Source organism: Cyclobacteriaceae bacterium (assembly GCA_013141055.1).
GTDB lineage: Bacteria > Bacteroidota > Bacteroidia > Cytophagales > Cyclobacteriaceae > ELB16-189.
In genome coordinates, this window is sequence record JABFRS010000002.1 from 349426 (window position 1) to 375179 (window position 25754).

17 protein-coding genes are annotated in these 25754 nt (G+C 44.2%); 1 reads left to right on the forward strand and 16 read right to left on the reverse strand.

Annotation, left to right across the window (positions count from 1 at the left end; translation table 11 throughout):
• Positions 1-3: 3 nt before the first annotated feature.
• The 14 genes from HOP08_16070 to HOP08_16135 form a co-directional block, all read right to left on the reverse strand.
• Positions 4-924, reverse strand: coding sequence for a hypothetical protein (locus HOP08_16070; GenBank protein NOT76444.1), 921 nt, complete (start codon positions 922-924; stop codon positions 4-6).
• The gene (locus tag HOP08_16075) at positions 921-1640 is read right to left on the reverse strand and encodes a hypothetical protein (protein NOT76445.1); all 720 of its coding nucleotides are present in this window, start codon (positions 1638-1640) and stop codon (positions 921-923) included. The genes HOP08_16070 and HOP08_16075 overlap by 4 nt, the downstream gene beginning before the upstream one ends.
• Entirely contained in the window at positions 1634-4600 is a 2967-nt protein-coding gene (locus HOP08_16080; protein NOT76446.1) for a hypothetical protein, read from the reverse strand. The genes HOP08_16075 and HOP08_16080 overlap by 7 nt, the downstream gene beginning before the upstream one ends.
• 174 nt (positions 4601-4774) lie before the next feature.
• Complete coding sequence (locus HOP08_16085; protein ID NOT76447.1) at positions 4775-5548, reverse strand: PAS domain-containing protein; 774 nt, start codon at positions 5546-5548, stop codon at positions 4775-4777.
• A gap of 553 nt (positions 5549-6101) precedes the next feature.
• Positions 6102-8519 (reverse strand): DUF3536 domain-containing protein, encoded by a 2418-nt coding sequence (locus HOP08_16090; protein ID NOT76448.1) that lies wholly within the window; start codon positions 8517-8519, stop codon positions 6102-6104.
• A 17-nt stretch (positions 8520-8536) separates the two neighbouring features.
• Positions 8537-10504: a 1,4-alpha-glucan branching protein GlgB gene (glgB, locus tag HOP08_16095; protein ID NOT76449.1), complete on the reverse strand. Its 1968-nt coding sequence runs from the start codon at positions 10502-10504 to the stop codon at positions 8537-8539.
• A gap of 24 nt (positions 10505-10528) precedes the next feature.
• The gene (treS, locus tag HOP08_16100; protein NOT76450.1) at positions 10529-13864 is read right to left on the reverse strand and encodes a maltose alpha-D-glucosyltransferase; all 3336 of its coding nucleotides are present in this window, start codon (positions 13862-13864) and stop codon (positions 10529-10531) included.
• Between the two features lie 8 nt (positions 13865-13872).
• On the reverse strand, positions 13873-15819 hold the full coding sequence (locus HOP08_16105) for an alpha-1,4-glucan--maltose-1-phosphate maltosyltransferase (GenBank protein NOT76451.1): 1947 nt from the start codon (positions 15817-15819) through the stop codon (positions 13873-13875).
• 3 nt (positions 15820-15822) lie between these two features.
• Positions 15823-17367, reverse strand: a complete 1545-nt coding sequence (locus tag HOP08_16110; GenBank protein NOT76452.1) for an alpha-amylase — start codon at positions 17365-17367, stop codon at positions 15823-15825.
• A gap of 4 nt (positions 17368-17371) precedes the next feature.
• Positions 17372-19084, reverse strand: coding sequence for an alpha-amylase (locus tag HOP08_16115; GenBank protein NOT76453.1), 1713 nt, complete (start codon positions 19082-19084; stop codon positions 17372-17374).
• 253 nt (positions 19085-19337) lie between these two features.
• Positions 19338-20579, reverse strand: a complete 1242-nt coding sequence (locus HOP08_16120; protein ID NOT76454.1) for a nucleoside permease — start codon at positions 20577-20579, stop codon at positions 19338-19340.
• Positions 20580-20615: 36 nt separating this feature from the next.
• Entirely contained in the window at positions 20616-21221 is a 606-nt protein-coding gene (locus tag HOP08_16125) for a bifunctional nuclease family protein (GenBank protein ID NOT76455.1), read from the reverse strand.
• 67 nt (positions 21222-21288) lie between these two features.
• Positions 21289-22242 (reverse strand): electron transfer flavoprotein subunit alpha/FixB family protein, encoded by a 954-nt coding sequence (locus HOP08_16130; GenBank protein ID NOT76456.1) that lies wholly within the window; start codon positions 22240-22242, stop codon positions 21289-21291.
• A 45-nt stretch (positions 22243-22287) separates the two neighbouring features.
• The gene (locus HOP08_16135) at positions 22288-23019 is read right to left on the reverse strand and encodes an electron transfer flavoprotein subunit beta/FixA family protein (protein NOT76457.1); all 732 of its coding nucleotides are present in this window, start codon (positions 23017-23019) and stop codon (positions 22288-22290) included.
• Positions 23020-23121: 102 nt separating this feature from the next.
• Between HOP08_16135 and HOP08_16140 the strand changes: the two genes are divergently transcribed.
• Positions 23122-23436, forward strand: coding sequence for a tetratricopeptide repeat protein (locus HOP08_16140; protein ID NOT76458.1), 315 nt, complete (start codon positions 23122-23124; stop codon positions 23434-23436).
• 26 nt (positions 23437-23462) lie between these two features.
• On the opposite strand, the gene HOP08_16145 is transcribed toward HOP08_16140, so the two are convergent.
• Both HOP08_16145 and HOP08_16150 read right to left on the reverse strand, forming a co-directional pair.
• Positions 23463-24455, reverse strand: coding sequence for a zinc-binding dehydrogenase (locus HOP08_16145; GenBank protein ID NOT76459.1), 993 nt, complete (start codon positions 24453-24455; stop codon positions 23463-23465).
• A 58-nt stretch (positions 24456-24513) separates the two neighbouring features.
• Complete coding sequence (locus HOP08_16150; GenBank protein ID NOT76460.1) at positions 24514-25746, reverse strand: HAMP domain-containing histidine kinase; 1233 nt, start codon at positions 25744-25746, stop codon at positions 24514-24516.
• Positions 25747-25754: the final 8 nt, after the last annotated feature.

Below are 25754 nucleotides of genomic sequence, written 5' to 3' on the forward strand. Positions count from 1 at the left end.
TGATCAAAATCTTAAAAGAGCATAGCCATCCAGCTCCATCGTTTCCTTTGTTGTCGGGTCGGTCATGGCTACATACCTGAACATCACCTTGTGCTGACCGTTTTCAATGATGTACTTTACCTTTCCTGACTGGCAACGGTAATAGTACTGACAGGTATTTAGTGTTGGACAGGCCGAACTGAACGCCACTTCCACATACGAATTATCAGTCAGGCCATATCCATTGGCATAGGCGTTCGGCACATCATAAGTTTTATTTGCCACCGGAGGCTGAACGAAATAAAGATAGACAACATAGCCGGAAGAAAACAAATTGAGAGTTGCTACATAACGATTGATCGAACCATCATACACTGCTTTGGTATTCCGCATGAAAGAATTATCAAAATCGTAAACAGAAAAACGGTACGGGTCGGTCTTGTAAATAGGTCCTACAAATGCAACTCTGTCTTTCGAAGGGGGATCCGACATTACATATTTCCCAAAGTTGGTAGTGCTGAACACCACTGCCCTGGAAGTTGACGCTCCGGCCTTTGACCAGCCACTACCGGATTTAGTATCCTTCCCGGCAATCGGGGAGAAAACAGTGGTCTGTGTCTGACTAAGGGTTACTGTTACAGGCTGCTGAAACGTTATGTCCTGCGGCCATAACTCAAGTTGGTTGTATGGAAGATAGAGAAAATCATCATCCGTCATGATGGCATTGACAAATGCTTTTTCTCCATACTGCTGCACCTTCATTAATACCTGGGTCGGAGTCGTAACAGCTCCCTTTGGAAACGAGAGGCTTACATAACCACTTTCCATTTCCTTCCCTGCCGGTGTTACATAATTTGAACCTGGATGATCTAAGTTGGCAGTCGTGTCTGAACAGGAGTTGAACAAGACTGTCATGAGACATAGAAATAAATATTTTCTACTCATAGCGTTTTCTTTTTTACAGTATTCAAAGAGAAGAAATTAATACCCAGGCCTATTTGAAAAGTGCTGACTCTTTTGGTAACAGGTCCGAGAGAACTGAGATTGGTTTGATACACCGCTTCCAGGTGAAGCGAATAATACCTGAGACCCGCTGCTAATCTTGCATTGAGAATCGCCTTCTCTGAGTAATCAATATAGGTTAGTATTTCACCTGGTTTTGCATCACTCTCAAACCGTGACGTCGTTCTTCCTGAAAGTCCAACGCTCACATAAGGACTAATGAGGGATCGCGGCATCAGCAGATAACCCACCGATGCATAGGGATTGAGATAGGTATTCGTGCCATAGCCCTGGCTACCACCCTGACCATCCGCATTGAGCAAATGACTCGCCACCGATGGCTCCGCGTCGTATGTGTAGGAAAGTGAGTAGTACATAATGCCAATACCACCCTGCAGAAAATAACGGTTCTTGAACTGATACTTTATAAACAGCTCAGGAGTGTAGGCAAACTGAGGACGGTCTTTCATGTCCATTGTTACACTTTTAACACTCAGAAGTCCGGTAGTGCCAGCCCCATTAAAGTAATGATAGTCGAGCTGCTGTGAGCTTACCGACCAGCCCACTGCTACGTTCATGCGAAAGCCAACGCTGAGGGTCTGCGCTGATAGGACTGAACTTAATGTCGTTAGAATAATGATCAGTAAATATCTTACCATATAATGAAGTTGTTATTCAGGTTTTCGTCGCGTGAGGTTGGAGTCTGTTTTCCTTTTGTCAGTCGAGGTACTTCGCGACTGAGGTATCGTTGTAATTCGGCAATAGAGACAGAGCCGTCTTTATTCAAGTCTGCCTTTTTATTTTTCAATCCATTGATAAAGCAGTAGGTAAAGATTCCGTTCTTCCATTCCTTTCCTTCAATGGCGTATTCACCGCCACCGGCAGAAGAGACCACCACAGCACCGTGAGTATTTTTACTGTCCGCAAACAATACTTTCGATAGCTCGAAGCTGGTTTTCAATCCTGCCCCTGATTTATTCTTCACTCCTGCTCCAACGCTACGGAAGCTGATCTCTCCTACTTCAGATGCACTGGCGCTTGTTAGCTCTACTTCATCCTTATCAATTTCACCGGAGTGGCAGGCATCAACGATCAGGAATTTGTTGCGGCTTCGGATGCTTTCAAGAAGGTTCTCCATTTCAGTAAATGGAAGACCACCTTTGGAAGGATCATTGAAATCTACCGTATGTGTTGACAGGTAATATTCCATATTCTTGTCAAGCAACCCGTGACCGGAATAAGAGATCAGCACTACATCATCCACCCTGGCGCCTAACAAAAAGTCTTTAAGCTTGATGATGTTGTCACTAGTGACGTTCTCATTAAGCAAGGAAACCTGTTTCACTTCATTGAAGCGTGACGAGTTTTTGAATAGTGCTTCTATGTCCTGCGCATCTTTGGCGGCATACTTGAGATCAAATTCATTCTGCTTGTAGGTAGAGGCACCAATGGTGACGAGGTACAGATCAGGCTTGACCCTTCCCTGCTTGTAGCTGATCTGAAATGTCTTTTGCAAAGAAGAGATGCCCTTCTCATTCGTGACATAATACTGGATCTTATTAACGCCATAGCTTAGCTCGATCGATACGTCTTTGGAGAATGTCTGCTTGTCGACCGTAATACCTTTGCCATAGAGAGGAACACCATTGATGAGGACAAACAATTTATCCAGAGGAGTTTTGGCAGATTTCCCTTCCACGGTAAAGTGATACTCTTTGCTGCGTGACGTCATGATCTTGTCGTTGGTGGTGGACTTGATCTCCGGAATGTCATTGAAAAAGTTCTCCTGCTGCATCGCTGCTCCCGACTTCTGGATCCGTTTTTCATACGCTTTATAATACGCGAAGGCCAATGCTGTGTCGGCATAGTTCAGTTTTTCAAGGACCAGGTCAGGTCTGTTAAATTTCAAATCAAACTGTTCGAAAGAATAGATCTCTGATCCTACTTTGAAACCAACATTCGCCAGGGCTCCTTTTGTTGAGAAGTAATAGTTGTCTGTGGTGATAAACATGTAATCATTCTCATTGCTTGCCATTACGTTGGTCAGCATCTTTCCTGTTGAAACATCCCATAGCTTTATAAGACCATCGAGACTTGCCGTTGCGAGGTAGCCTGCCTGTGGGTTGAATTTTACACTGGTGATCCTGTCTGAGTGATCGGTTGTAAATTCTCTTGCTGTGGATGGATTTTTAGGATCTACTAACTTTATCTTTCTTCCATTGATAGCAGACGCGATCATTCCCGTGCGGGTAGAATCCTTTGAGACGAGATTTTCCGATTTCAAAAGAGAATCGTAAAGCATTTTTGGTCTCTTTACATTCCGCAGTCGCTTCTTGTAGGTATTGGTTTCGAGATCCCATATCAGCCAGTACCGTTCTATTTTTGCGTAGTTATCTCTCCGCTTCAGTCTCTTGGTGTAGTAACATTCGAGGGTGACTTTCTTGTTTTCAATTTTATAAACGTCGGAGATCATAAATCCATAGCCTTTGAATTGCTGACCCTGTTTCGGTTTGATGGAATTAAAGATCATCTCACCACCGGGATCCATCTGCCAGTAACGGAATGAGCCATCATCATATCCGAGAACAATGCTCTTCCCGTTCTCCATGAATTCCATGACATTGATCTTCTCAGCAGTTCCGCGAAGGACCTTTACTATTTCACCGGAGGTCAGATCCCAGAAAACAATGTTCTTATCCATTCCAGAACTCACCATCGTCTTGTTGTCGGGACTGAAGGCAACGGCATTCACATCGCTGTTGTGTCCGTTCAGCACATGGATCTTTACTCCTGATGTAAGACCATAGACAGAGATCAGGTCATTCTTGTTGCCGCTGGCAAAGTACTCATCCGAGATGGCTGTCGAGAGATAGGATTGCCAGATCTGAGGAGCGGGTAAAGTATAGGTTGAGAAAGGTTTATCATCCCTGATGTTCCATCTTTTCAACTTACCCAATACACCTGCACCCACAAGGTAGGTGTCATCCTTTGAAAAGGCGAGTTGATTGGTTTTTAAGTTAAGATTCTTTACGACCGCGCCCGTTGCTATATCCACGATCCTGACCTTTGATATTTTACGGCCTGCAAAAGCGATGAACTTGCCATCATGACTGAAGGTCACGGTAGAGTAATAGTCCTTGTTACAATAGAACGGAAGCTTACTGATTGCTTTTGAAGATACATTCATGATAGAAATCTCTTTTCCGGCAACGGCAAGAGAAGATCCATCGGGAGAGAAACAGACAGACTTAAGAGGCCCTTTGAGATCGTACTCTTCTGTAGAAATTCCTTTTGCAAGATCCCACAGGATCAGTCTTCCGTCGTCCGAAACACTGGCGAGCATGTTGTTGTTGGGATGAAATGAGATGTCGTTGACCTTCAGCGTGTGACCGGAGAATGTAAGGAGCTGTTTACCAGCGGAGATATCCCAGATAACAATCCGGTTATCACTTCCGGCGCTGGCAAGTAAAGCACCGTTGGGAGAATAGATAAGCCGATTGATGGCAGCGGCGTGACCGGTTTGAACTGTCAGTGAAACATTCTGTGCGGAGACGAGCGATAAGCTAATGAGAAGACAAAACAGAACTGAGAAACTCCTGGAGGTAAAAGTTTGAATCATCAAGGTGAATAGGTTAAGGTTCTGAAAATGGGGTTCTTAAATATGAGTACGAAGTACCCGGCATGCAATACCCATTACTGGGTATATGAAATCGCAGGAATATCTCAGCGATCAATCACATAGATGATCGATCAGGAAAAACCAGTAAAGGGGTATGATTAAAAAGTGAATGCATTACACCCACCCTTTCTTGACGGCCATGGCAACGAGCTCGGGGGTGCTGGTAGCGTTTGTCTTGCGAAGCATGTTCTTTCGATGTTCATTGACAGTCTCATAGCTGATGGAAAGACGTTCAGCTATTTCCTTGCTGCGCATACCTTCTATCAGATGTCTGAGAATTTCCTTTTCACGATCGGTGATGAGAGGTCGCGCCGGGGAAAATATCTTTTTGACATCTACATTGATGTAAGAAGGTTCGTCCTCAAGACCGATGAGCGAAAGCAAAGGTTCGCCATCCTTCTTAAGATGCGTGATGTCGGTATGGATTCCGAGGGTTCTTAATATACCGCCGTTGTTCTCGTCGTATTGAACGGTGACGACCTGCTGGAGGATCCGGATATAGTCGCCGTTGGCTTTCCTGATCCTGTAATCATATCGCACTTTATATTTCAGGATCTGATCGGGACGGAGGGCGGCGAAAAACTCCCCGACTTTATTTTCAAAATTGACAAACCAGGGAGCATCGTCGGGGTGGATGGAGCTGATGAAGATCGAAGTGTTGAGGTCTTCCGGCTTATAGCCCAGGACTTTTTCAACTTCGGGGCTGATAAAATCAAACTGTGCGGTCTTAAGGTTAAAAATATAATAGTAGTAATCTCCAACCTGGAAGAGGCTGAGTATCTTTTTGTTGACTTCCAGGCTGTTGTCAAATTTCTGGTCGGGTGCATCCTTTGCCAGCTTTTTTACGATCTGGGAAAAACTTTTCTGGACATCCTGACCAAGATTCATGAGAAGGCTAATGGATTAAAGAGATAATGTAGGGAGATTTTAAGAGAAGATAAAATGAGAGGGAGGTGGAGTGGGGAATTTTTTAGTCAGAAAATAAATAATACAGGAGCATCATATAGTACTAGGACTATATGGCGTGGCGGATGCACAAATAGAAAATAAAAGCTTTTACTTCTGATATTGGATTAACACGGATGCAGCTAAAGCTGCGGAAGCATAATCGAGAGCGTTTGATTTAGAAGATTAGCCAATAGCGATCGGGCAAAGCCAGTCCACGGTTTTAACCGTGGGTTATTAAATAATGTCAACATCTGTAAACCATTTCAATGGTTTTCATCGCGCAAATTATAAACCATTAAAATGGTTGAGGGAAAATAAGAACGCCATGCCCCACGGTTAAAACCGTGGGTTGAATAGCTCTGAATGAATCAGCTTCGATGATCAACTTTGTATCCTGATGGTATATGTATTGTCTGCCGGATGGATCCTTTTAATTTGTACATCCGAAGCCCTGTAGCACTACGTACGGCTACGCCACATTAAGTCATACTTATCATTCACTCACTTCAACCTTCACCCCCAGATTATCACCCAGCAAAGAAAACTGCTCCACCCATTCTGCATTAAGCTCAGCATGGACCGGCTCTTTATGCTCGAGCGACATTTTAAAATAAAGGTTCTGGCTCAGGTAGAGATTTGGTTCAAGCTTGAACTTCTTTAATATCGGGAACAACCTGTTCAACCGCTGAATGCGTTTTAAGTTTTCACGTTCATTGCTCACGCGCTGAAGCTCTTTAAAGATACTCTCCCCTGCCAGGCGTTCAACATTACCCGGATCTTCAATGCTCAGGCTCCATCGTGCAATCTCCCCTACAATTCTCTCCAGGTTCTTTACATTGATTCGCTCCGGCTGAAAACACTTCAGCAGATCTGCATTCAGAATATACTCGAACGTGGTCTTGTATGCATTTGGAATCGGAATGTCATTGTTGGATAATGCATTCACCAGTGGATAATCGCGGTTGTAGGTTCTGCGTAACGAACTCTCCAGATCTTCCATCCCTTCCTTGGCGATGGTATCCAGGATCTTTCGTTTCTCCTCTTTAAACAATGACCAGATCGAATACTTCTCAGGACCAAAGTAAGTCTGCATAATGCTGATCACATCTCCCAACCTTCCATCTTCAAAAGCATCGACCATGCGGAATTGCATGCTGGCAAATTTATCCAGTTCAATATCCAGCGAAAGGTTTCCAATGATATCATGCTTGCCAAGATAGATTACCGCAAATGCAAATCGTTTTTCCGATCGGGTTACCAGCGACTTCACTCTTGTGATTCCCAGTACCAGCTTTTGCTCACCGGCTTCCTTTTTTACGAAAATCTCATTGGTCGCCTGGTAGTTGAACAGCGGAAGGTTCTCCGGCTCTTCTTCAAAGATGGAAGACACCGCATAGTGCATTCCCACCCTGGATAAGTTTGTCTTCGAAGGCAGCACAAGCTTGCGATAAACATTGGCGCCGTTCTCATAAAGAAAAACATTGCTGGGAGCTTTCTCAAGACGAGCAAGGAATTCACCTTCGAGATCCTGATCTGTCAACTGCTTTGAAAGCTGAATCGCACGACAAGCATATTGAATAACTTGAACGGTTTCAATTCCTGATATCTCATCAAAGAACCATCCACAGCTGGTGTACATCAGCATGGCATGACGCTGCATCTCCATCAAGCGTAACGCCTTGTTGACATCTGCTTCAGGTAACGCCTGGTCTTTCATAAACCTTGCGACCTTATCCTCTGTCCTCTTTAATATGATCTTGATGTATTCATTGCGTGCTTCCCATGAATCACGGAATATCTTTTTCCCTTCTGTCTCGAATATCTGCGCAAGAGCATCCCGGAGCCAGTCAAGTGTTTCTCTCAACGGCTGTCTCCATGTCTGAGTATAGCCTGGCTTACCGGAATTACATCCGCAGTTGCTGCGCCATCGCTCGATACCATGCACACAGCTCCATGAACTATTCTCAATGATCTGCGCCTCATAATCCGGTGGAAACTTTGCAATGAAGGATGCATAGTTAATAAGACTTACATCTTCCAGCTTATCAATGGAGTCCAGGCAGGAAGCAAGCGCCATGTCACCATGCTTGTGATGATGACCATAGGTTTCCCCGTCTGTTGCAATGTGAACAAGCTGCGGTGAAGTGCTTCCATTATCAAATGAACTTACCAGTCTGTCAGCGAAACCCTTTCCATCATACAGCAATCCATTGAAGGCAACACCCTGGGAAATATTTCCATCGTAAAAGAACAGCACAATACTTTTCCCGGAAGGAAGATTGCATCGATATGCTTTTTTGGTGTCGACGGTCTGGTCGTTGACATCCTGCCATGATTCGTCTCCTTTTTTCCGAATGGCTTTTGCCTGACGGGGAGCCAACACTGTAAAGATGATCCCCTGCTCTGCAAGAATTTCCAGTGACTCGGTATCTACTGCTGTCTCCGCCAGCCACATCCCTTCCGGCTTTCTTTTGAATCTTCTTTCAAAGTCGCGGATGCCCCAGATCACCTGCGTCTCTTTATCACGGCGGTTTGCCAACGGAAGGATCATGTGATTGAAGACCTGCGCCATCGCAGAACCATGACCGTCAAACTTCTCTATACTTTCCTTATCGGCATCCAGCACAGCCTTATAGGTATGCTTGTCGTACACTTCCATCCATGATAAAAGTGTCGGACCGAAATTGAAACTGATGCGCGAGTAATTGTTGCTGATGTTTTTAATAACACCGCCTACCTTATCCAGAATGCGCGATGCTGTATTGGGTGCGTAACACTCAGCGCTGATGCGTTCGTTCCAGTCGTGGTAAGGATGTGCACTATCCTGTATCTCTATGATCTCAAGCCAGGCGTTTTCACGGGGCGGCTGATAGAAGTGACCGTGGATGCAAATGAATTTATTCTCTGACACTTTATTATATGAATCTATTAACTTCCAATTTCAAACTCTTTTACCTCTTCGTGTAATTTCAATACAGAAAGTCCCAACGGAGGCAGGGTCATCGTTACAGAATAATCCTTGCCATGAAATTTGACAGGAGAAGTATTCATGAGAGACTGATTGAGCAATCCGCTTCCACCATACTTCATGTCGTCGGAATTGAATATCTCTTTCCAGGATCCGCGTGTTGGCACTCCTACTCTGTAAGAATTACGTGGTGCAGGTGTAAAGTTACAGATCATCACCAGCGTATCCTCCGGATGCTCGCCTTTACGCATGAAGATGATCACGCTGTTCTCACGATCACCATAGTCAACCCACTCGAAGCCGGTATGTTCAAACGCATAGCGATACATGGCAGGTTCTGACTTATATAAATGATTCAGGTCCTGGATCACTTTCATGACGCCTTTATGATAGCCATTCTCTGTTAAATGCCAGTCGAGACTGCGGTCGTGATTCCACTCGGCGGTCTGACCGAACTCTGCTCCCATGAAAAGTAATTTCGTTCCAGGGTGTGCATACATGTAGGAGTACAACAGGCGAAGGTTGGCAAACTTGTTCCACTCGTCACCGGGCATTCTGCCGATCAATGATCCTTTTCCATGCACCACTTCATCATGCGAAAGCGGAAGCATAAAGTTTTCCGTAAAGGCATACATGACACTGAAGGTGATGTCGTTCTGATGATACTTGCGATGGATCGGATCGTTCTTGAAATAACGGAGCGTATCGTGCATCCATCCCATCATCCACTTCTGTCCGAAGCCAAGTCCACCCAAATAGGTAGGCTTTGAAACACCCGGCCATGCGGTAGATTCTTCTGCGATAGAAACTGTATCAGGATATTGTCCATATACGGTTTCATTGAACTCCTTTAAGAATACGATGGCTTCAATATTTTCATTCCCGCCATATTCATTGGGTATCCACTCTCCTGCTTTGCGCGAATAGTCGAGATAAAGCATGGAAGCCACGGCATCAACACGAAGTCCGTCGATGTGAAATCTCTCCAGCCAGAACATTGCATTGCTTATTAAAAAAGATCTTACTTCCGGGCGACCGTAATTATAAATGTAGCTGCTCCAGTCGGGATGAAATCCTTTACGCGGATCGGCATGTTCAAAGAGATGAGTTCCATCAAACTTAAAGAGGCCGTGTGCATCTCCGGGAAAATGAGAAGGAACCCAATCGAGGATCACACCTATTTCTGCGGCGTGGAATGCATCGACGAGGAACATAAAATCTTCCGGTGTACCAAATCGGCTGGTAGGTGCGAAATAGCCGGTCAGCTGATAACCCCATGATCCAAAAAACGGATGCTCCATCACGGGTAAAAATTCCACGTGCGTGAAGCCCATCTCTTTAACATAGTCAACCATCTCTACTGCAAGCTCACGGTAGGAAAGAGAACGGTTGCCGTCTTCGGGCTTACGTCGCCAGCTTCCCATGTGAACTTCATATACAGAGTATGGTTTCGCTTTACCAGTTTGTTTCTTGCGTTCATCAAGCCAATGCTTGTCTTTCCAATCGTGCTCTGCCTCCCATACAATGGAAGCAGTCTTGGGTGCTACTTCAGCAAATGTTGCAAACGGATCTGCCTTCTCCAGATATTCTCCTGAGTTGGAATGAATGGCAAACTTGTAAGCCTCACCTTTATGAACGTCAGCAAAGAATCCTTCCCATATTCCGGATTCATCCCAACGAGGATTCAGCTTACTGGCACCATCATTCCATTGATTGAAATTTCCAATAGCAGAAACGGCTTTAGCATTAGGTGCCCAGACAGCAAAGTATGTCCCTGTTTTTCCTTTGAACTCAGCCGCGTGTGCTCCAAGCTTTTCATAAAGCTTGAAATGCTTTCCGGATTTGAATAAATGAATATCAAAATCTGTCAGGAGGCTAAAACTTTCTCCGCTGGTGGAAGTCCGTTTTCCGGTAGCTTTTTTACCCATGGTTCTGTTGGTTAATGTGGTCCGCTACTTGCGATTGCTGGTTTTCTTTTTCTCTTTATCCTGTAAATAACGATTCACCTGGTATTCAATTCCTCTCAATGGAATTACCGTCCAGTCAGGTCGGCCATTCAATTCATAGCCAAGTTCATATACTGCCTTCTCGATGAGATAAGTCCGGATGAGCACATCGTCTTCATAAGGAAGCTCTGTTCCCAATCCCATCTTCTCCATGTATGCACCGAGATAGAATCGTCCGACATAATGCTGCCATTGTTCTGCCCACGATTCGAGGAATTCAAGATCCTGTTCACGGTAGTTTTCATTCAATAATATCTTTCCAAACGCTGCGTAGTGGAATGACCGCATCATCCCTGCAACATCTTTATATGGACTCTTCTTCAATCTTCTTTCGCTGAAGCTGAATCCGGGCTCACCTTCAAAATCGATAATGATAAAGTCCTTCCCGGTAAACAATACCTGACCGAGGTGATAGTCCCCATGAATACGGGTCTTGATTCCGTTGATTCGAATCTGATAGATCTCGCTGAAGCATTCAAGAATAGTATCCTCCATTCCTAAAACGCGCTGTGCAAGTTCCTGTGTTTCTGCGTTCAGCTTGCTCATTGATTGCCGCAGCATCTTGAATCGGTCTTTCAATAACTTTCTCAAAGATGAATAGAGTGATCGCTGGTAGTTGCTGGTAAAATACTCAGGTGCAAAGGCAGGATTCGATGTGTCGGATGCGAGAGCGAGGTGCATCTCAGCAGTACGCTGACCGAGACGAACCACGCGTTCATAGAATCCACGGCCGATAAATTCCTGAAGCAATTCCGGAGCTTCTTCAAATGTAATAGCAGGTTTGTTGATAAGCTTTGGAAGCTTTTCCTTTTTAGCTTTCGCCATGACGCGCTCATAGAAACGACCGACAGAGTCGATTGTCATGTTCCAGGCATCTCCCTGGTTGTCAACTTTCTCTTGCAGCAATCCAAAGACGATGGTCTTTCCCTCATCGTCGCGGTATTCAACACTTCCTGAATACTTAGGACTGTTCCTGAAGTTTGTGTTTTCAGAAAGGAATCTTGCTATCTCAAGATCAGGATTGATCTCCTTTTCAATCTTCCGATAGAACTTAAAGAAATACTGATCATTATAAAGGATGGCAGTATTGCTGGAGTCCACTTTAAGAACCTTTGACTCAACTGTATCCAGTTTGATCTTTGAGAATACGCTGGCATTGAACTCGAGTACGCCCTCTCCGTCTTTTACACGCTGTTCCTTTGCCATGCTGGAGAAAAGGAAATCCCGGAATACCCGATCGTAACTGCTGTCCAGTATAAATCCTGTTTTGTTTTGTATCTCCGCGCGACACACTACACTCTGAGCTGTGTACTCAATTCGCTCCAGCAGCACTTCTGATGGAACAAATACCATAGGAAGAAAATAGAACTCAGGCAGTCGCTGAACATAGTGAACTTCTATGATCGTCATGTAATGCGTTGTTCCTTCTACCTTTAAAGGAACTACTTTATGAATACTCATCTTGCTGATGATCTTGGCTTTACCGCCAAACCACCGGCACTTCTTCATGAAGGGCTGTAAGATCTTTCTTTCAAACGTGCGGATCTCATCATAGTGATTAAACACTTTCTCCCATGATGAATCCGTTTTAAACAATTGAAGCTCTGCATGGGTACCCGGCAATTCTTTCTTCTCCTGGTCATCCACCTGGAACCAGAAATATCCGTACGGGCCGATGGTGATAGAATAGTCTCCATCTCCGACGCCCATAAATCTGTTCTGACTAAATGCTTCTGTGATATCACAGTCCTTGAACTCAGCAAGGTTAAGGGTAGTCGCTTGTGAAAATTGTGAAAGATTGGCTACGACAATGATCCGTTGTTTGTCCAGGCTGCGCACAAAGCACAATACCTTTGCATTGGAACTTTCAATAAACTTCAGGTCACCACTTCCGAATACATGGAGACGTTTGCGCATGGCAATAACATTCTTCACCCACCAGTTGAGCGATGAGAAGTTCTCTTCCTGTGTGGAAACGTTTACAGACTCATAACGATAGGCCGGATCGGAAATGATCGGCAGATAAAGCTTCTGAGGATTGGCGGTGGAGAATCCTGCATTGAGATTCATATTCCACTGCATGGGAGTACGGATACCAAAGCGATCGCCGAGATAAACGTTATCCCCCATTCCTATCTCATCTCCATAATATAATACCGGTGTTCCGGGAAGGGAGAACAGGATCGTGTACAATAGTTCAATCTTCCGTCGGTCGTTGTTCAATAACGGGGCAAGTCTTCTGCGAATACCTATGTTGTGCTTGGTATCCGGATCATTTGCATACGCCTTGAACAGATAATCTTTTTCTTCTTCGGTGACCATCTCCAATCCGATCTCATCATGGTTTCTCAGGAACAACGCCCACTGACAATTCGGTGGTGTCGCCGGAGTCTGCTCCATGATATCAATGATCGGATAGCTATCTTCTGTCCGCAATGCCAGGAACAATCGCGGCATCAGCGGGTAATTAAAATTCATGTGACATTCCTGTCCATCTCCAAAGTAGGAAGCTGCATCTTCAGGCCAGAGGTTTGCTTCAGCAATCAGAATTCTGTCTTTATATTCTTTATCAATATGAGCACGGAGTCTTTTCAGAAAGTCATGCGTCTGTGGAAGATTTTCACTGCTGGTTCCTTCCTCTTCAAAAAGAAAAGAAACAGATGGAAGACGGAATCCATCTACCCCCAGCTTTAGCCAGAAGTCGGCAGTCTTGATCATTTCAAGCTGAACTTCCGAATTATCATAATTCAATTCAGGCTGGTAATGATTGAACCGATGCCAGTAATATGATTTTGCTTCATGATCCCATGTCCAGTTCGATGCTTCCTGACTTGCAAACATGACACGGGCCTCTTCGTATTTTTCGGGAGTATCACTCCACACGTAATAATCCTTATAACGGGAGCCTGCTCTTGCTTTGCGTGATTTCTGAAACCATGGATGCTGATCGGAAGTATGGTTAAGCACCAACTCAGTAATGACGCGCAGTCCTCTGCGATGTGCTTCTTTCAGAAAAAGCTTGAAGTCGGCAAGGGTTCCACAATCAGAATGAATATCACAATGTTCTGTAACATCAAAACCATCATCTTTTAATGGCGACGGGTAAAATGGCAATAACCAAAGCGTGTTGACACCAAGGTCTTCGATGTAATCAAGCTTTTGCAGTAAACCCTGAAAATCTCCAATGCCATCTCCGTTGCTGTCAAAGAACGAGCGGACACTCAGCTCGTAAAAGACAGCGTCTTTAAACCAGAGAGGATCATTTTTAGATTGCGCAGCCATAGGTATGATCACATTTGAGATTCACGTACATCCAATTTAAATAGATGGAACGGCATTTTATTAGGCTCCAGCTCAACGTAGTTCCAGTCCTGCGTCCAGGTGTATTGTTCATCTGTAATAATGTCCTGAAGTTTGATATTCAGCTTCGGCCCCATCTTCAGCTTATCCTTGGGCAACTGAAGATATCCGGATTGCTTTCCATGCGGATCCAGGTTCACTACCATTAACACTATGTTCGACAGATCATCGGTTGTTTTCAGGAATGCAATGAGATTCGGATTCTCTATGCTGCAGAAGGTCATGTTCCAGGTAGACTGTAATGCAGGATTTTCTCTTCTTGCTTTGTTTAATAAAGTAATGATATCCGTCATGCGGTTGGTCTTTCGCCAATCGTACGATTTGATCTCAAATTTTTCAGAATTAAAATATTCTTCACGACCGTCGATGGGGGTATTTTCATAAAACTCATAAGGCGGTCCATACAATCCATAGCTTGATGAGAGCGTAGCGGCAAGAGCGATCCGTATAATGAAAATGTTCTCACCCTGGTGCTGTAAATGGAATGGAAGAATGTCGGGAGTATTCGGCCAGAAGTTAGGGCGGAAATAATTTCTTGACGGACCGTTTACAAGTTCCGTCATGTATTCCGTGATCTCCTGCTTGTTGACGCGCCAGGTGAAATAAGTATACGACTGGGTGAATCCTACCTTTGCCAATGACGACATGATCTTCGGTCGGGTGAAGGCTTCGGCAAGGAAGATAATATCTGAATGTTCTTTGTTGATCTCAGCAATCACCCATTCCCAGAAAGGAATTGGTTTGGTATGAGGATTATCAACACGGAATATCTTCACTCCTGCTTCGATCCAGAATACGATCACAGATTTCAATTCATTCCAGAGTTCACTCCATTGCTCTGTTTCAAAATTAAAGGGATAGATATCCTGATACTTTTTCGGAGGGTTCTCAGCATATTGAATGGTACCATCGGGTCTCTGCTTAAACCATTCAGGATGCTCTTTTACATAAGGATGATCAGGAGCACACTGAAACGCAACATCCAACGCAATGTCGATCTTGTGCTTCTTTGCTTCTGCGATAAGTTTCTTATAGTCTTCCAGCGTACCAAGTTCTTTGTGAACTGCTTTGTGACCACCTTCATCACTTCCGATTGCCCATGGAGAACCAGGCTCTCCCGCAGATGATTTAACGTTATTGTTCTTTCCCTTGCGATTAACTTTTCCAATAGGATGAATGGGCGGCAGATATAAGACATCAAAGTTCATGGCCGCGATACGCGGAAGCAACTTGATAGTGTCCTGAAATGTTCCATGCTTGCCCGCCTGCAATGAACTTGAGCGTGGAAATAATTCATACCACGTGCTGTACAATGCTTTGGTGTGCTCAACATGAACCTCAAGCTCTTTGCTGTAAAGAGTTTCATGCTGGCGCAAGGGTCTTTCATGAACGATTTTTGCAAAGTCTTCGCTTAAAACAGTGGCAATGGCCTGTGATTGATTTGCTTTGTCTTCCAGTTTCTTTGCAACGGCAATGATCTTTGCATCTCCCTTTGCAACAGCATGGAGGTATTCAGCACCTTCCATGAGCTCGACGGTTACATCTACTTTTGCTGCAGCTTTCTTTTTGAATCCATCATACCATGTATCGAAGTGATCGATCCAAGCACGAATGGTGAAGTAATAAGAACCTTTCTCAGTGGTTAAGAAAGATGCCGACCAGATATCATTGACGGCAGATTGCATTTCAAGAACCTTCCATTCCGCTTTCTTACCAAATTTATAGAGCAGCTCTGCGCGAATGTGATCATGACCATCACCGAAGATATCTGCAATAACATCTACGCGTTCGCCGATGGTACGCTTGGCGGGGTATAACCCTGCATCAACCTGTGGCTGAACATTTTCAATTATAACTCTGAGTTTTCCGTCAGTCATTCATCAATTTTTAAGAACCACAGAACTGTATGCCGGCAGCCTGAGCTTATCTTTTTTCAAAGCCGCGTCTTTATTGGTAGTGAAATCAATTTTCTTAAAGTCAGAAACCTGATCGAGAGATACTGTTACTTCCACATCTGAAAGATTATGAAGCGCCATTCTTTTAACTTCACCTAATGTACGTACCATTGTTACGACCTCAACGATAGACAAAGGAGTGGTTGATAATTCCCCGAGCGTCATCACTTCATTCTCATTGCGATACGCAATCCACTTCTTGTAAAAATTATAGAGAGACTTTGAGTCCTTCTTTTGCTTGCTGAGAGGAACGACAGTCTGATCTGTAGAATACTTTGGTATCTCCCAGGTAGTTTGAAGCGGATCCTTCTTCCCCTCATCCCAGAGAAAAGGCTCACGGATGTATTCATCAGGCTTCATGCCTTTCATACCGATCTCCTCCCCATAATATACATAAGGAGTTCCTGGAAGTGTGAATAATATAGAAGCCGCCACCCTCATCTTGTCTTCATTGTCATCCAGTTCAGAAAGTATCCTGTTCTGGTCGTGGTTCTTCAGGAAAGTAGCATCGATGTAATTGGGAGTAACGGATTTATAATAGTCATTGATCTTTTTGTACTGCTCAACAAGATGAGCATCGTCTTTTCCTTTCTTTACAACGGAAGTAATGGAATATCCCATATCAAAATTGAACAAGGCGGGAAGTCCCTTGAGATAAGGAGCTACTTCCTCTGCCGGCGACCACACCTCTCCGACCAGATACACATCCGGATTGATCTTTTCCATTTCAGAACGGAACCAGATCCAGAACGCATGATTATCGGTAGCCCGTTCCGTTGGGAAAATGTGTTTGGCAGCATCGAGACGGAAGCCATCAACTTTCATTTCTGTTAGCCAGAATTTACCGATCTCAATAAACTCATCCTTAACCTTTGGATTATCGAAGTTAAGATCAGGCATACCGCCATAGAAAAATCCATAGTAGTGTTCTGATAATGTATCTCCGTTCACAGCATGCCATTGGGTAATGTTGTCGGAATCCAGTGATATCTCCTTCTTGGCAATTTCTGATTCAACAGAATCCTTATCCGCCCATACATAATAATCACGATAAGGGTTGTCTTTTCCTTTGATGGCTTCCCTGAACCAGGGATGTTCAGAACCGGTATGATTCAGGATAAGGTCGATGATCACCTGAATATTTCTCTTGTGTGCCTCTTCCACGAATTTTTTAAAGTCTTCGCTGGTGCCATAATCAGGATGGATGCCTTTGTAATCGGTAACATCATACTTATGATAGGATGGCGAAGGCATGATGGGCATAAGCCACACTCCTCCTACTCCAAGATCCTGCAGGTGATCCAGTCTTTGTGTTAATCCAATGAGGTCTCCTTTTCCATCGCCATTACCATCGGCAAAAGAAAGAACGAATACCTCATAGTTCACTCCATGAGGCCAAAGCTCCTTTGGATTATTTCTACATGAAAAAAGTGTTGTTAGAAAAGATAGCATAATGATCAGCCTTCTCATTTGATTACTTTATTTTAAAAACAAATGAATGGTACGCAGGAATATCAAGCTCAAAAGTATAGTCAACTGAAAAACCAATGTCAGCACCGCTTCTCAACAGGTCACGACCCAGCACTTGTTCAGATGATTTCAGATTGAATACTTTGATCACATCCTGAGTCAATTGAATCTTCACATGCTCAGGCTTATCATTAAAGCTTGCCAGCACAATGAGGCGTTCCTCACCATTCACCCTGGCAAATGAAATAATGCGATCGGAAAAATTCTTAATGCCAACATTATGTTGTGTGAGATCATGATAGTCGCCTTGTGATATTGCAGGATTATTTTTTGAAAGCGTAAGAATATCCCCATAAAACTGACGCAATGCTTTTTGCTCATCGCTCAGTAATCCACCGTCATACTTCTTTCCATTCACCCACTTCTGATGTTCCGGCACACCCCAGTAATCAAAGACTGTTGTGCGGCCATCTTCACCACCAAAACCTTCAGCACCGGAACCGGGCTCTCCCACCTCCTGACCGAAGTAAATCATCACGGGACCTTTATCAATCGTTGCGCTGACAACCATTCCCGGCAATGCTTTCCATGGATCGCCATTGAAAGCTGATGAAGCGATGCGTTGCTCATCATGATTCTCCAGAAAATGCACCATGTTGTGGTTGATGCCCGCCATGGAACGCTGGATGTCATGAATCCAGAATGTGCTTGCCTGCTTGTTGATCAGCAAACGTAGCGTGTCATATAGCTGAACCTTGTCATACAGGAAATCAAACCGGCCGTGATCGATGTAGCTTCTGTACTGCTGAGGATTATAGATCTCTGCAATAAATATGATTTCGGGATTGACAGCTTTGACCTGCGGGATAACCCAATGCCAGAAATCTACCGGCACCATTTCAGCCATATCGCAACGGAAGCCATCCACTTTCTTCGCTGTCCAGTAGACAAGAATATCACGCATCTTGATCCATGTATTGGGGACCGGATCAAAATGACCTGAGCGATTATTCATGTAATCGACACCATAGTTGAGCTTTGCAGCTTCAAACCAGTTGTTGATTCCCGGTGTTGCTGTGAATTGATCATCGCCCGTTGCCTTTGCGGGAACTTCATCAAACTTTCCATCCTTGTTGGGAAAAGTATAGGTGCCCAATGAGTTATAATCTTTAGGGACCTGGAAAGCCTGGCCGGGTAAATAGTAGAAGTTATTCTGGGCATCAAAAGCTTTTGACTTATCATCTGTTTCGCCAAGGTCTTTTACACCTTCGGGTTTAACATCAGAATGATATTTCCTTGCCACGTGATTGGGCACAAAGTCGATAATCACTTTCAGGTCCTGATCGTGGGTGCGCTTGACGAGGCGTTCGAATTCCAGCATACGGTTTTTTACATCCACAGCCAGGTCCGGGTTGACGTCGTAATAGTCTTTGATGGAATAGGGAGATCCGGCGCGGCCTTTGACCACATCAGCGTCATCCAGAGGAATGCCGAATTTGGAGTAATCGGTCAGCAAAGCATGCTCGATGACACCAGTGTACCAGACATGGGAAACGCCCAGCTCCTTGATACCCATAAGTGCCTTATTGTCAATATCTTCAAACTTCCCAACACCATTTTCCTCGATGGTTCCGTAAGGCTTATTAAGCGTGGTGACATTCCCGAAAAGGCGTGTCATCATCTGGTAGATTACGATCTTGTTTCCGGTGGTTGCCATGGTGGGTACAGGGGGTATTTTTTCTTTGGGAGCAGCGCAGTTCCACAGGGTAAGACAGGCTAACAATAGAGGAGTGATGGTGCGCCGCATAGTTAAAAACAAGCTACAAGATAGGTTATGGGAAAGGGAGTGCAAAGGGGGAAATGGCGATTGTTTAGGGGAGAAAACTGACACAAAAAATCAGATCTGCACAGTGAAAGAGGAAGATTCGATGTGAACCGCTTTAATGTTGAGAATAGATTTGATCCGATCTCTAGTGATGAACTGATACGACAGCTTTGGGATCGTGTTTATACCTGAAGAATATTGGAAACGCGACTCCGAGTACCAGTGAGTAAGCTGCAAATGTAAACCAGATGCTTTGCCAGTCTTTTACTCCACCATTTGTAAAATGATCGACTACCATTCCGCTTAAAGTTCCTCCCAGGAATGCACCCACACCGTTGGTCATGAGCATGAAGATTCCCTGTGCACTTGCAACCATGTTATTATCAGCCTCCTGTTTCACAAAGAGTGATCCGGAGATATTAAAGAAATCAAATGCAAGACCGTAGATGATCATGGAAGCAATTAAGAACACAACGCCATCTCCAGGATTTCCAATTCCAAATAATCCAAAGCGCAGCACCCAGGCAAAAATGCTGAGGATCATTACCTTCTGAATACCAAAACGGATCAGGAAGAAAGGTATGGTAAGAATGAAAAGTGTTTCTGATATCTGCGAGATCGACATCATAATGCCAGGATACTTCACAGCAAAAGAGTCAGGATAGGTTGATCCGAAATCATGAAGGAACGCTTCACCAAAGGTATTGGTGATCTGCAGAGACGCTCCCAGCAACATAGCGAACACAAAGAATATTGCCATCTTCTTTCTTTTGAAAAGAACAAGGGCATCCAACCCCAGTGACTGCATCAGTGTTGGATTTACTTTCTTAACCGCAGGCAAACAGGCAGGCATTGTGAACGAATACAATCCCAACAGGATCGCGGCAGCGGCACTTACATACAACTGCATTGGACTTAATGTCCAGTGAGCAAGGTCAACTACCCACATGGCTACTACGAATCCAACGGTTCCCCACATGCGGATGGGAGGAAATATTTTCACAAGGTCAAGATTATACTTTTCAAGCACACGGTATGAAACTGCATTGTTCAATGCGATGGTGGGCATATAGAACATTGAATTCAGCAACATGATGATGTACATGGTGCTGTAATCAGTCACGGTTGATGCAATGAAGAGAAGAACACCATTGATGATATGGCACATTCCGAGGACGCGCTCGGCATTGATCCAGCGGTCAGCGACAATTCCCAGCAATGCGGGCATGAAGAGTGAGGCCACTCCCATTGTCGCATAGATCGTTCCTACCTGTCCACCTGTAAATTTCAGTGTGACGATCATGTAACCACCAAGAGAGATCAACCACGAACCCCAGATGAAGAATTCCAAAAAATTCATCAGGATGAGGCGGGACTTGATGTTCATGAGGAGAAGTTAAATTAGGATTTAAATGATCAACGGCTAGTTGCGCTTGCCCAGCTCGTCACGGATCTTTGCAGCTTTCTCGTAGTCTTCTTTTTCAATGGCTTCCTTCAGCAATTCATTGAGCTTGTCAACGGCGAAGCTTTTGTAATCGTCACTCTTCTTGGTATTCTCTTTTTTAACCTTGACCTTTTTCTCAGCTTTTGGCTCTGCCTTTTCTTCCTCCTCTTCCTCGTCGGTCAATACGATACCGGCTTCTGCAAGAATGTTTTCAAAAGTAAAGATCGGTGCATCGAAACGAAGTCCTACAGCAATAGCATCCGAAGGACGCGCATCGACTTCTGATTTCTTCAGACCATCGGTGCATACGATCTTGGCAAAGAAAACTCCTTCTTTCAGGTCAGAGATGATGATCTCATCGACATGAAAATTGAATGAATTGGCAAATGATTTAAAGAGATCGTGTGTCATGGGACGATTGGGAACGATCTTTTCGATTTCTATGGCGATGGCCTGAGCCTCGAACATCCCGATTATAATTGGAAGTCTGCGGTTTCCGTCAGCTTCTCCCAGCACCAGGGCGAAAGAACCTGCCTGTGATTGGCTGGAGGATAATCCGAGTATCTCTAGTTTGATTTTTTTCAACGTCACTTTCCTTTTAAAGCAATTAAGATATTAAAAATTGCCACACGCAAGCGGCAAAATAAAGATATTATTTAGCGGCTTGAATGGCGGCGGTCAGCTTTGGCACTACTTCAAAAGCGTCGCCAATGATTCCGTAATCGGCTGCTTTAAAAAAGGGTGCATCAGCGTCTTTATTAATGACTACAATGCATTTTGAAGAATTGACGCCGGCGAGGTGCTGAATGGCTCCGGAAATTCCAATAGCGATATATAGTTGGGGTGCAACTTTTACACCTGTTTGCCCTACGTGTTCATGGTGCGGACGCCATCCCATGTCAGATACAGGCTTGCTGCATCCGGTTGCTGCGTGAAGGGTTTTGGCAAGCTCTTCAAGAATTCCCCAATGCTCAGGACCTTTCAGTCCGCGACCACCGGAGACCACAATGTTTGCTTCCGGTAATGAGATCTCTCCGGTTGCCTTTTCTGTAGAAAGGATTTTTGTGTTGAAGTCGGCATCATTCAGGGTTGGAGTAAAAGCAGTGATGGCTGCTGATCCACCGGTCTCTTTCATCTCTGCTGCATTCTTGCGAATGGCGATAACTTTCTTTGCTGTTTTCATTTCAACAAATGAAAATGCCTTTCCTGTATAGATGCTTCTCTTCACCACGAATCCTGAAGCTGTATTTGGAAGTTCAACAACATTCGATGCAAATGCTGCACCTGTCTTCACAGCAACCTTGGCAGCTACGGGAGTTCCAAGAGATGAGTTTGCCAATATAAGATTGTCAGCATTTTCCTGCTGCATCGCCTGAATCAATACTGATGAATATACCTGAATAACAGGATGGTCAAGCTTAGCATCTGCTGCATGAAGGACTTTGGTTGCTCCATACTTTCCAATACTTTCAAGCTCTGCTTTGTCCACAGTGCCAAGAGCTATTGCCACTACAGAACCTCCCATTGCATGGGCATAGGAGATGGCTTCCAGAGATGTCTTCTTTATTTTTCCTTCTGATGCTTCTACAAATACTAATGTTGTCATCTTATAAATTTAAATTCGTTAAAATCTTTTCCGCACTTAATACTCTCAAAGAACTTTTGCTTCTGTCTTCAATCTCGTAACCAATTCCGCAACGTTATCAGGAGAGATCATCTTTACTGCTCCCTTCGGCGCAGGTAATTCAAATTTCTGCGCGACGATCAGTTTGTCAACAGCTTTCGGTTCTACAACCTTCAAAGGTTTAGTGCGGGCACTCATGATACCGCGCATGTTTGGAATTTTCCATTCTGCAATTGGCTCCTGGCAACCAGCTACCAACGGCAAGCTGGCTTCCACCATTTCCTTACCACCTTCAATTTCTTTCGTCATCTTCACAGTGGTTCCTTCAATATCAAGCTTCATCACCGGAGATATCGCAGGAATACCTAACATCTCTCCTACCATAGCGTGAACCACACCACCGTTAAAGTCGATTGACTCACGTCCCATCAGGACAAGATCAAAACCTTTGGCATGCTCGGCGATCTGAGATGCTACAAAATATGAATCAGTCGGATCAGCATTTACTCGAATTGCATCATCGGCACCAATTGCCAATGCCTTTCGGATGGTCGGCTCTGTGTCGGCTGTGCCCACGTTCAGGACGGTGACTGTTGCACCGGAAGTTTCTTTCAATTCGATGGCTCTGGCGAGGGCATAGTCATCGTAAGGTCCGATGATAAATTGCACGCCGGTGGTATCAAACCTGGTATTATTATCAATAAAGTTAATCTTGGAAGTCGTGTCAGGTACGTGAGAGATACATACTAAAATCTTCATAATCAATCAGTTAATTCAGGCTTTATAATAGTTCTGGCAAGATAATAAAACCATTGATTTGTTGATTAGTTTATACTTTGAATCGAATTTGAATCTTTTATAATGGACCGACTGGAACAACTTAAACAATTCGCAAAGGAGGAGCCTGGCGACCCGTTCAACTTCTACGCTCTGGCGCTGGAGTATCTGAAAACCGACCCATCCGAAGCTGGTAGATTGTTTGAGTCATTGACACTTTCACACCCTGACTACCTGCCGACGTACTATCCCTATGCACAATTAATGGTAGACCGGAAAGATACCAATGGGGCAATACGAATATTTGAATCAGGTATCGCCCGGGCAAGAGCGGCCAATGAAGCAAAGACGCTAAGGGAAATACAGGCTTTGTACAATGACTGGAAGGACGAGTTATAAAAGTGTGATATGCTCCTGCTTAAGCCTCAAAGCTGAAACACAATCTTTCCTACTTTATGTGGATGCGTAATATCAGAGAATGATTCCGCTAGTTTAGCAAACGGACGTATTGAATCCACCATCGGACGAATCTGATGCTTGCTGATAAACGCCAGCATCTCTATAAACTCATTGTCATTTCCCATCGTTGTTCCCTGAAGCGTTAGCTGGTTCCAGAACATTCTGTAGAAATCTATTTTGGATGGAAGACCGTTGGTGGCACCATAGAAAACTATCTTGCCGCCTGGTTTCAATATCTTGATGTAATTATTCACCTGATCACCACCGGCACTATCGATGATCAGATCGAAGCCACCCTTTGTTTTCCAAAGCTCACTGTAGTTGGCTTCCTTCTTATAATTGTAAGCACCCTTCGCTCCCATTTTAATGGCACGCGCAATTTTTTCATCACTTCCAGAAGTTACGTAGACATTTGCGCCAGCGGCTCTTGCAAATAGAAATGCAAACTGTGCTACGCCACCACCAAAACCTGAGATCAGAATATTCTGATCGGCGCGTAAGCTTCCCTGACGGAACAGTGCACGAAAGGCAGTCAGTCCACCCAACGGCAATGCTGCTGCCTGAAGGAAATCCAAGTGAAATGGAATGGGCTGCAGTCTATCGATATCCACCATGCAGTATTCTGCAAATGTTCCGCTTACAGGCATTCCCAGAATTGAATACTTCTTTGATTGAACATCCGGATCAGGACCCCAGTCAATGTTTGGATTGATCACCACTTCCTTACCAATCATTTCCTTATCCTTTTCATCACCAACAGATTCAACAATACCGGCACCATCAGATCCCAATATCCCACCATATCGGATGTTTGGATATTGACCTTGCTTGATCCATTCATCACGGCGATTAAGGGCAATACCTTTCATCTTGACCACAGCTTTGCCGGGAGCAGCAACAGGCTTATCAATTTCTTTCCATTCAATCTGACCGGGACCTACCAGCATCAATGCTTTCATATGCTTATGAAATTTTATTCCAATCTAAAATATAATCACCTGAGAACAGAAAGATTTGTCAGAACTTATTTTCAGGAAGAGAAAAGTAGAAGTTACTTCCTTTGTCCAGCTCGCTTTCAGCGTAAAACTGTCCCCCATTTCGCTCGATAAGACCTCTTGTTAACATTAATCCAAAACCATTTTTATCCTTCTGCTTTTTGCTGTTGGAGGATGGATTTTCGTTAAAAAGACCGGCGAGATTCTCAGGAGAAATTCCAACGCCTGTATCTCTCAGGCCCATTGTTACCAAACCGTCCTTGCGGCCTGAGAAAAATGTGATCGTTCCACCGGGAGGTGTGAAGTGAATGGCATTACTTATCAGATTATCAAGAACAATGTCCATCATTTTCTGATCGGCATACACCCGTTGACCTTCAGGCATAAAGAGCTCGGCGGAAATGTTCTTGCTGGTCAAGGCAGTCTGGAAGCGGTCAATTGCATTTTGTGCCAGCGCCCTGCATTCCAGCACTTCCGGATGAAAGGACTTTGCATCGGCCTGATGATTAGTCCACTCCACTACATTGCTGATATCTACCTTAAGATCTGCTGCAGTGGCGTTGAGATTCCGTAAGAACTGAACACTATCTTCCTTGCTTAGCCTGGGAATCTGTGCTGCCATGCTTTGCGTAAGGTTTTCAAAGGAGGTAAGAGAGTTCTTTAGTGTTGAAGTCATCACTCCTGCTAGTCGTTCCCTGAAAGAATGCATGACCTTCAACTCGAGATTTGCTTCCCTCACCTGCCGCTGTGCCTGGTTCTTCTTTCTTAATAAATATATCGTTGCCACTCCTATCAGTAGTAACAAGGCAACAAAAATGATTACTGTATTGATGTATGTTTCATTGGCAGAGATATAGAGATTTTTGATTTCATCTCTGAGGAAGTTCAATTGCTTGTTATGCGACTCTTTTTCAGAAGCAAATAAAAGACGAGTCTCTTCCAGGTCATTTTCTTTTTTGATGGATTCAATTGAATCGCGATAGACGAGTACCATCTTGAAATTATGAAGCTGACTTTCATAATCTTCCCGTGCTTCATTGACCGAGGAGAGCCATAGATACGCCATCATGGCACTATCCAGACGATGGGATTGCAGAGCATTCAGGAGAAGAGAATCAGCATATTGCTCTGCCTGTTTCAGCTTCTTTTGCTCAAGAAAATCTTTGGATTTTTTAAGATAATAACTGCCCTTTCCCGTCTGGGAATGTGCGACACTGACAATAAGCAGTAAACTAAATATTAAAACTGCTTTCAAACTTTGAT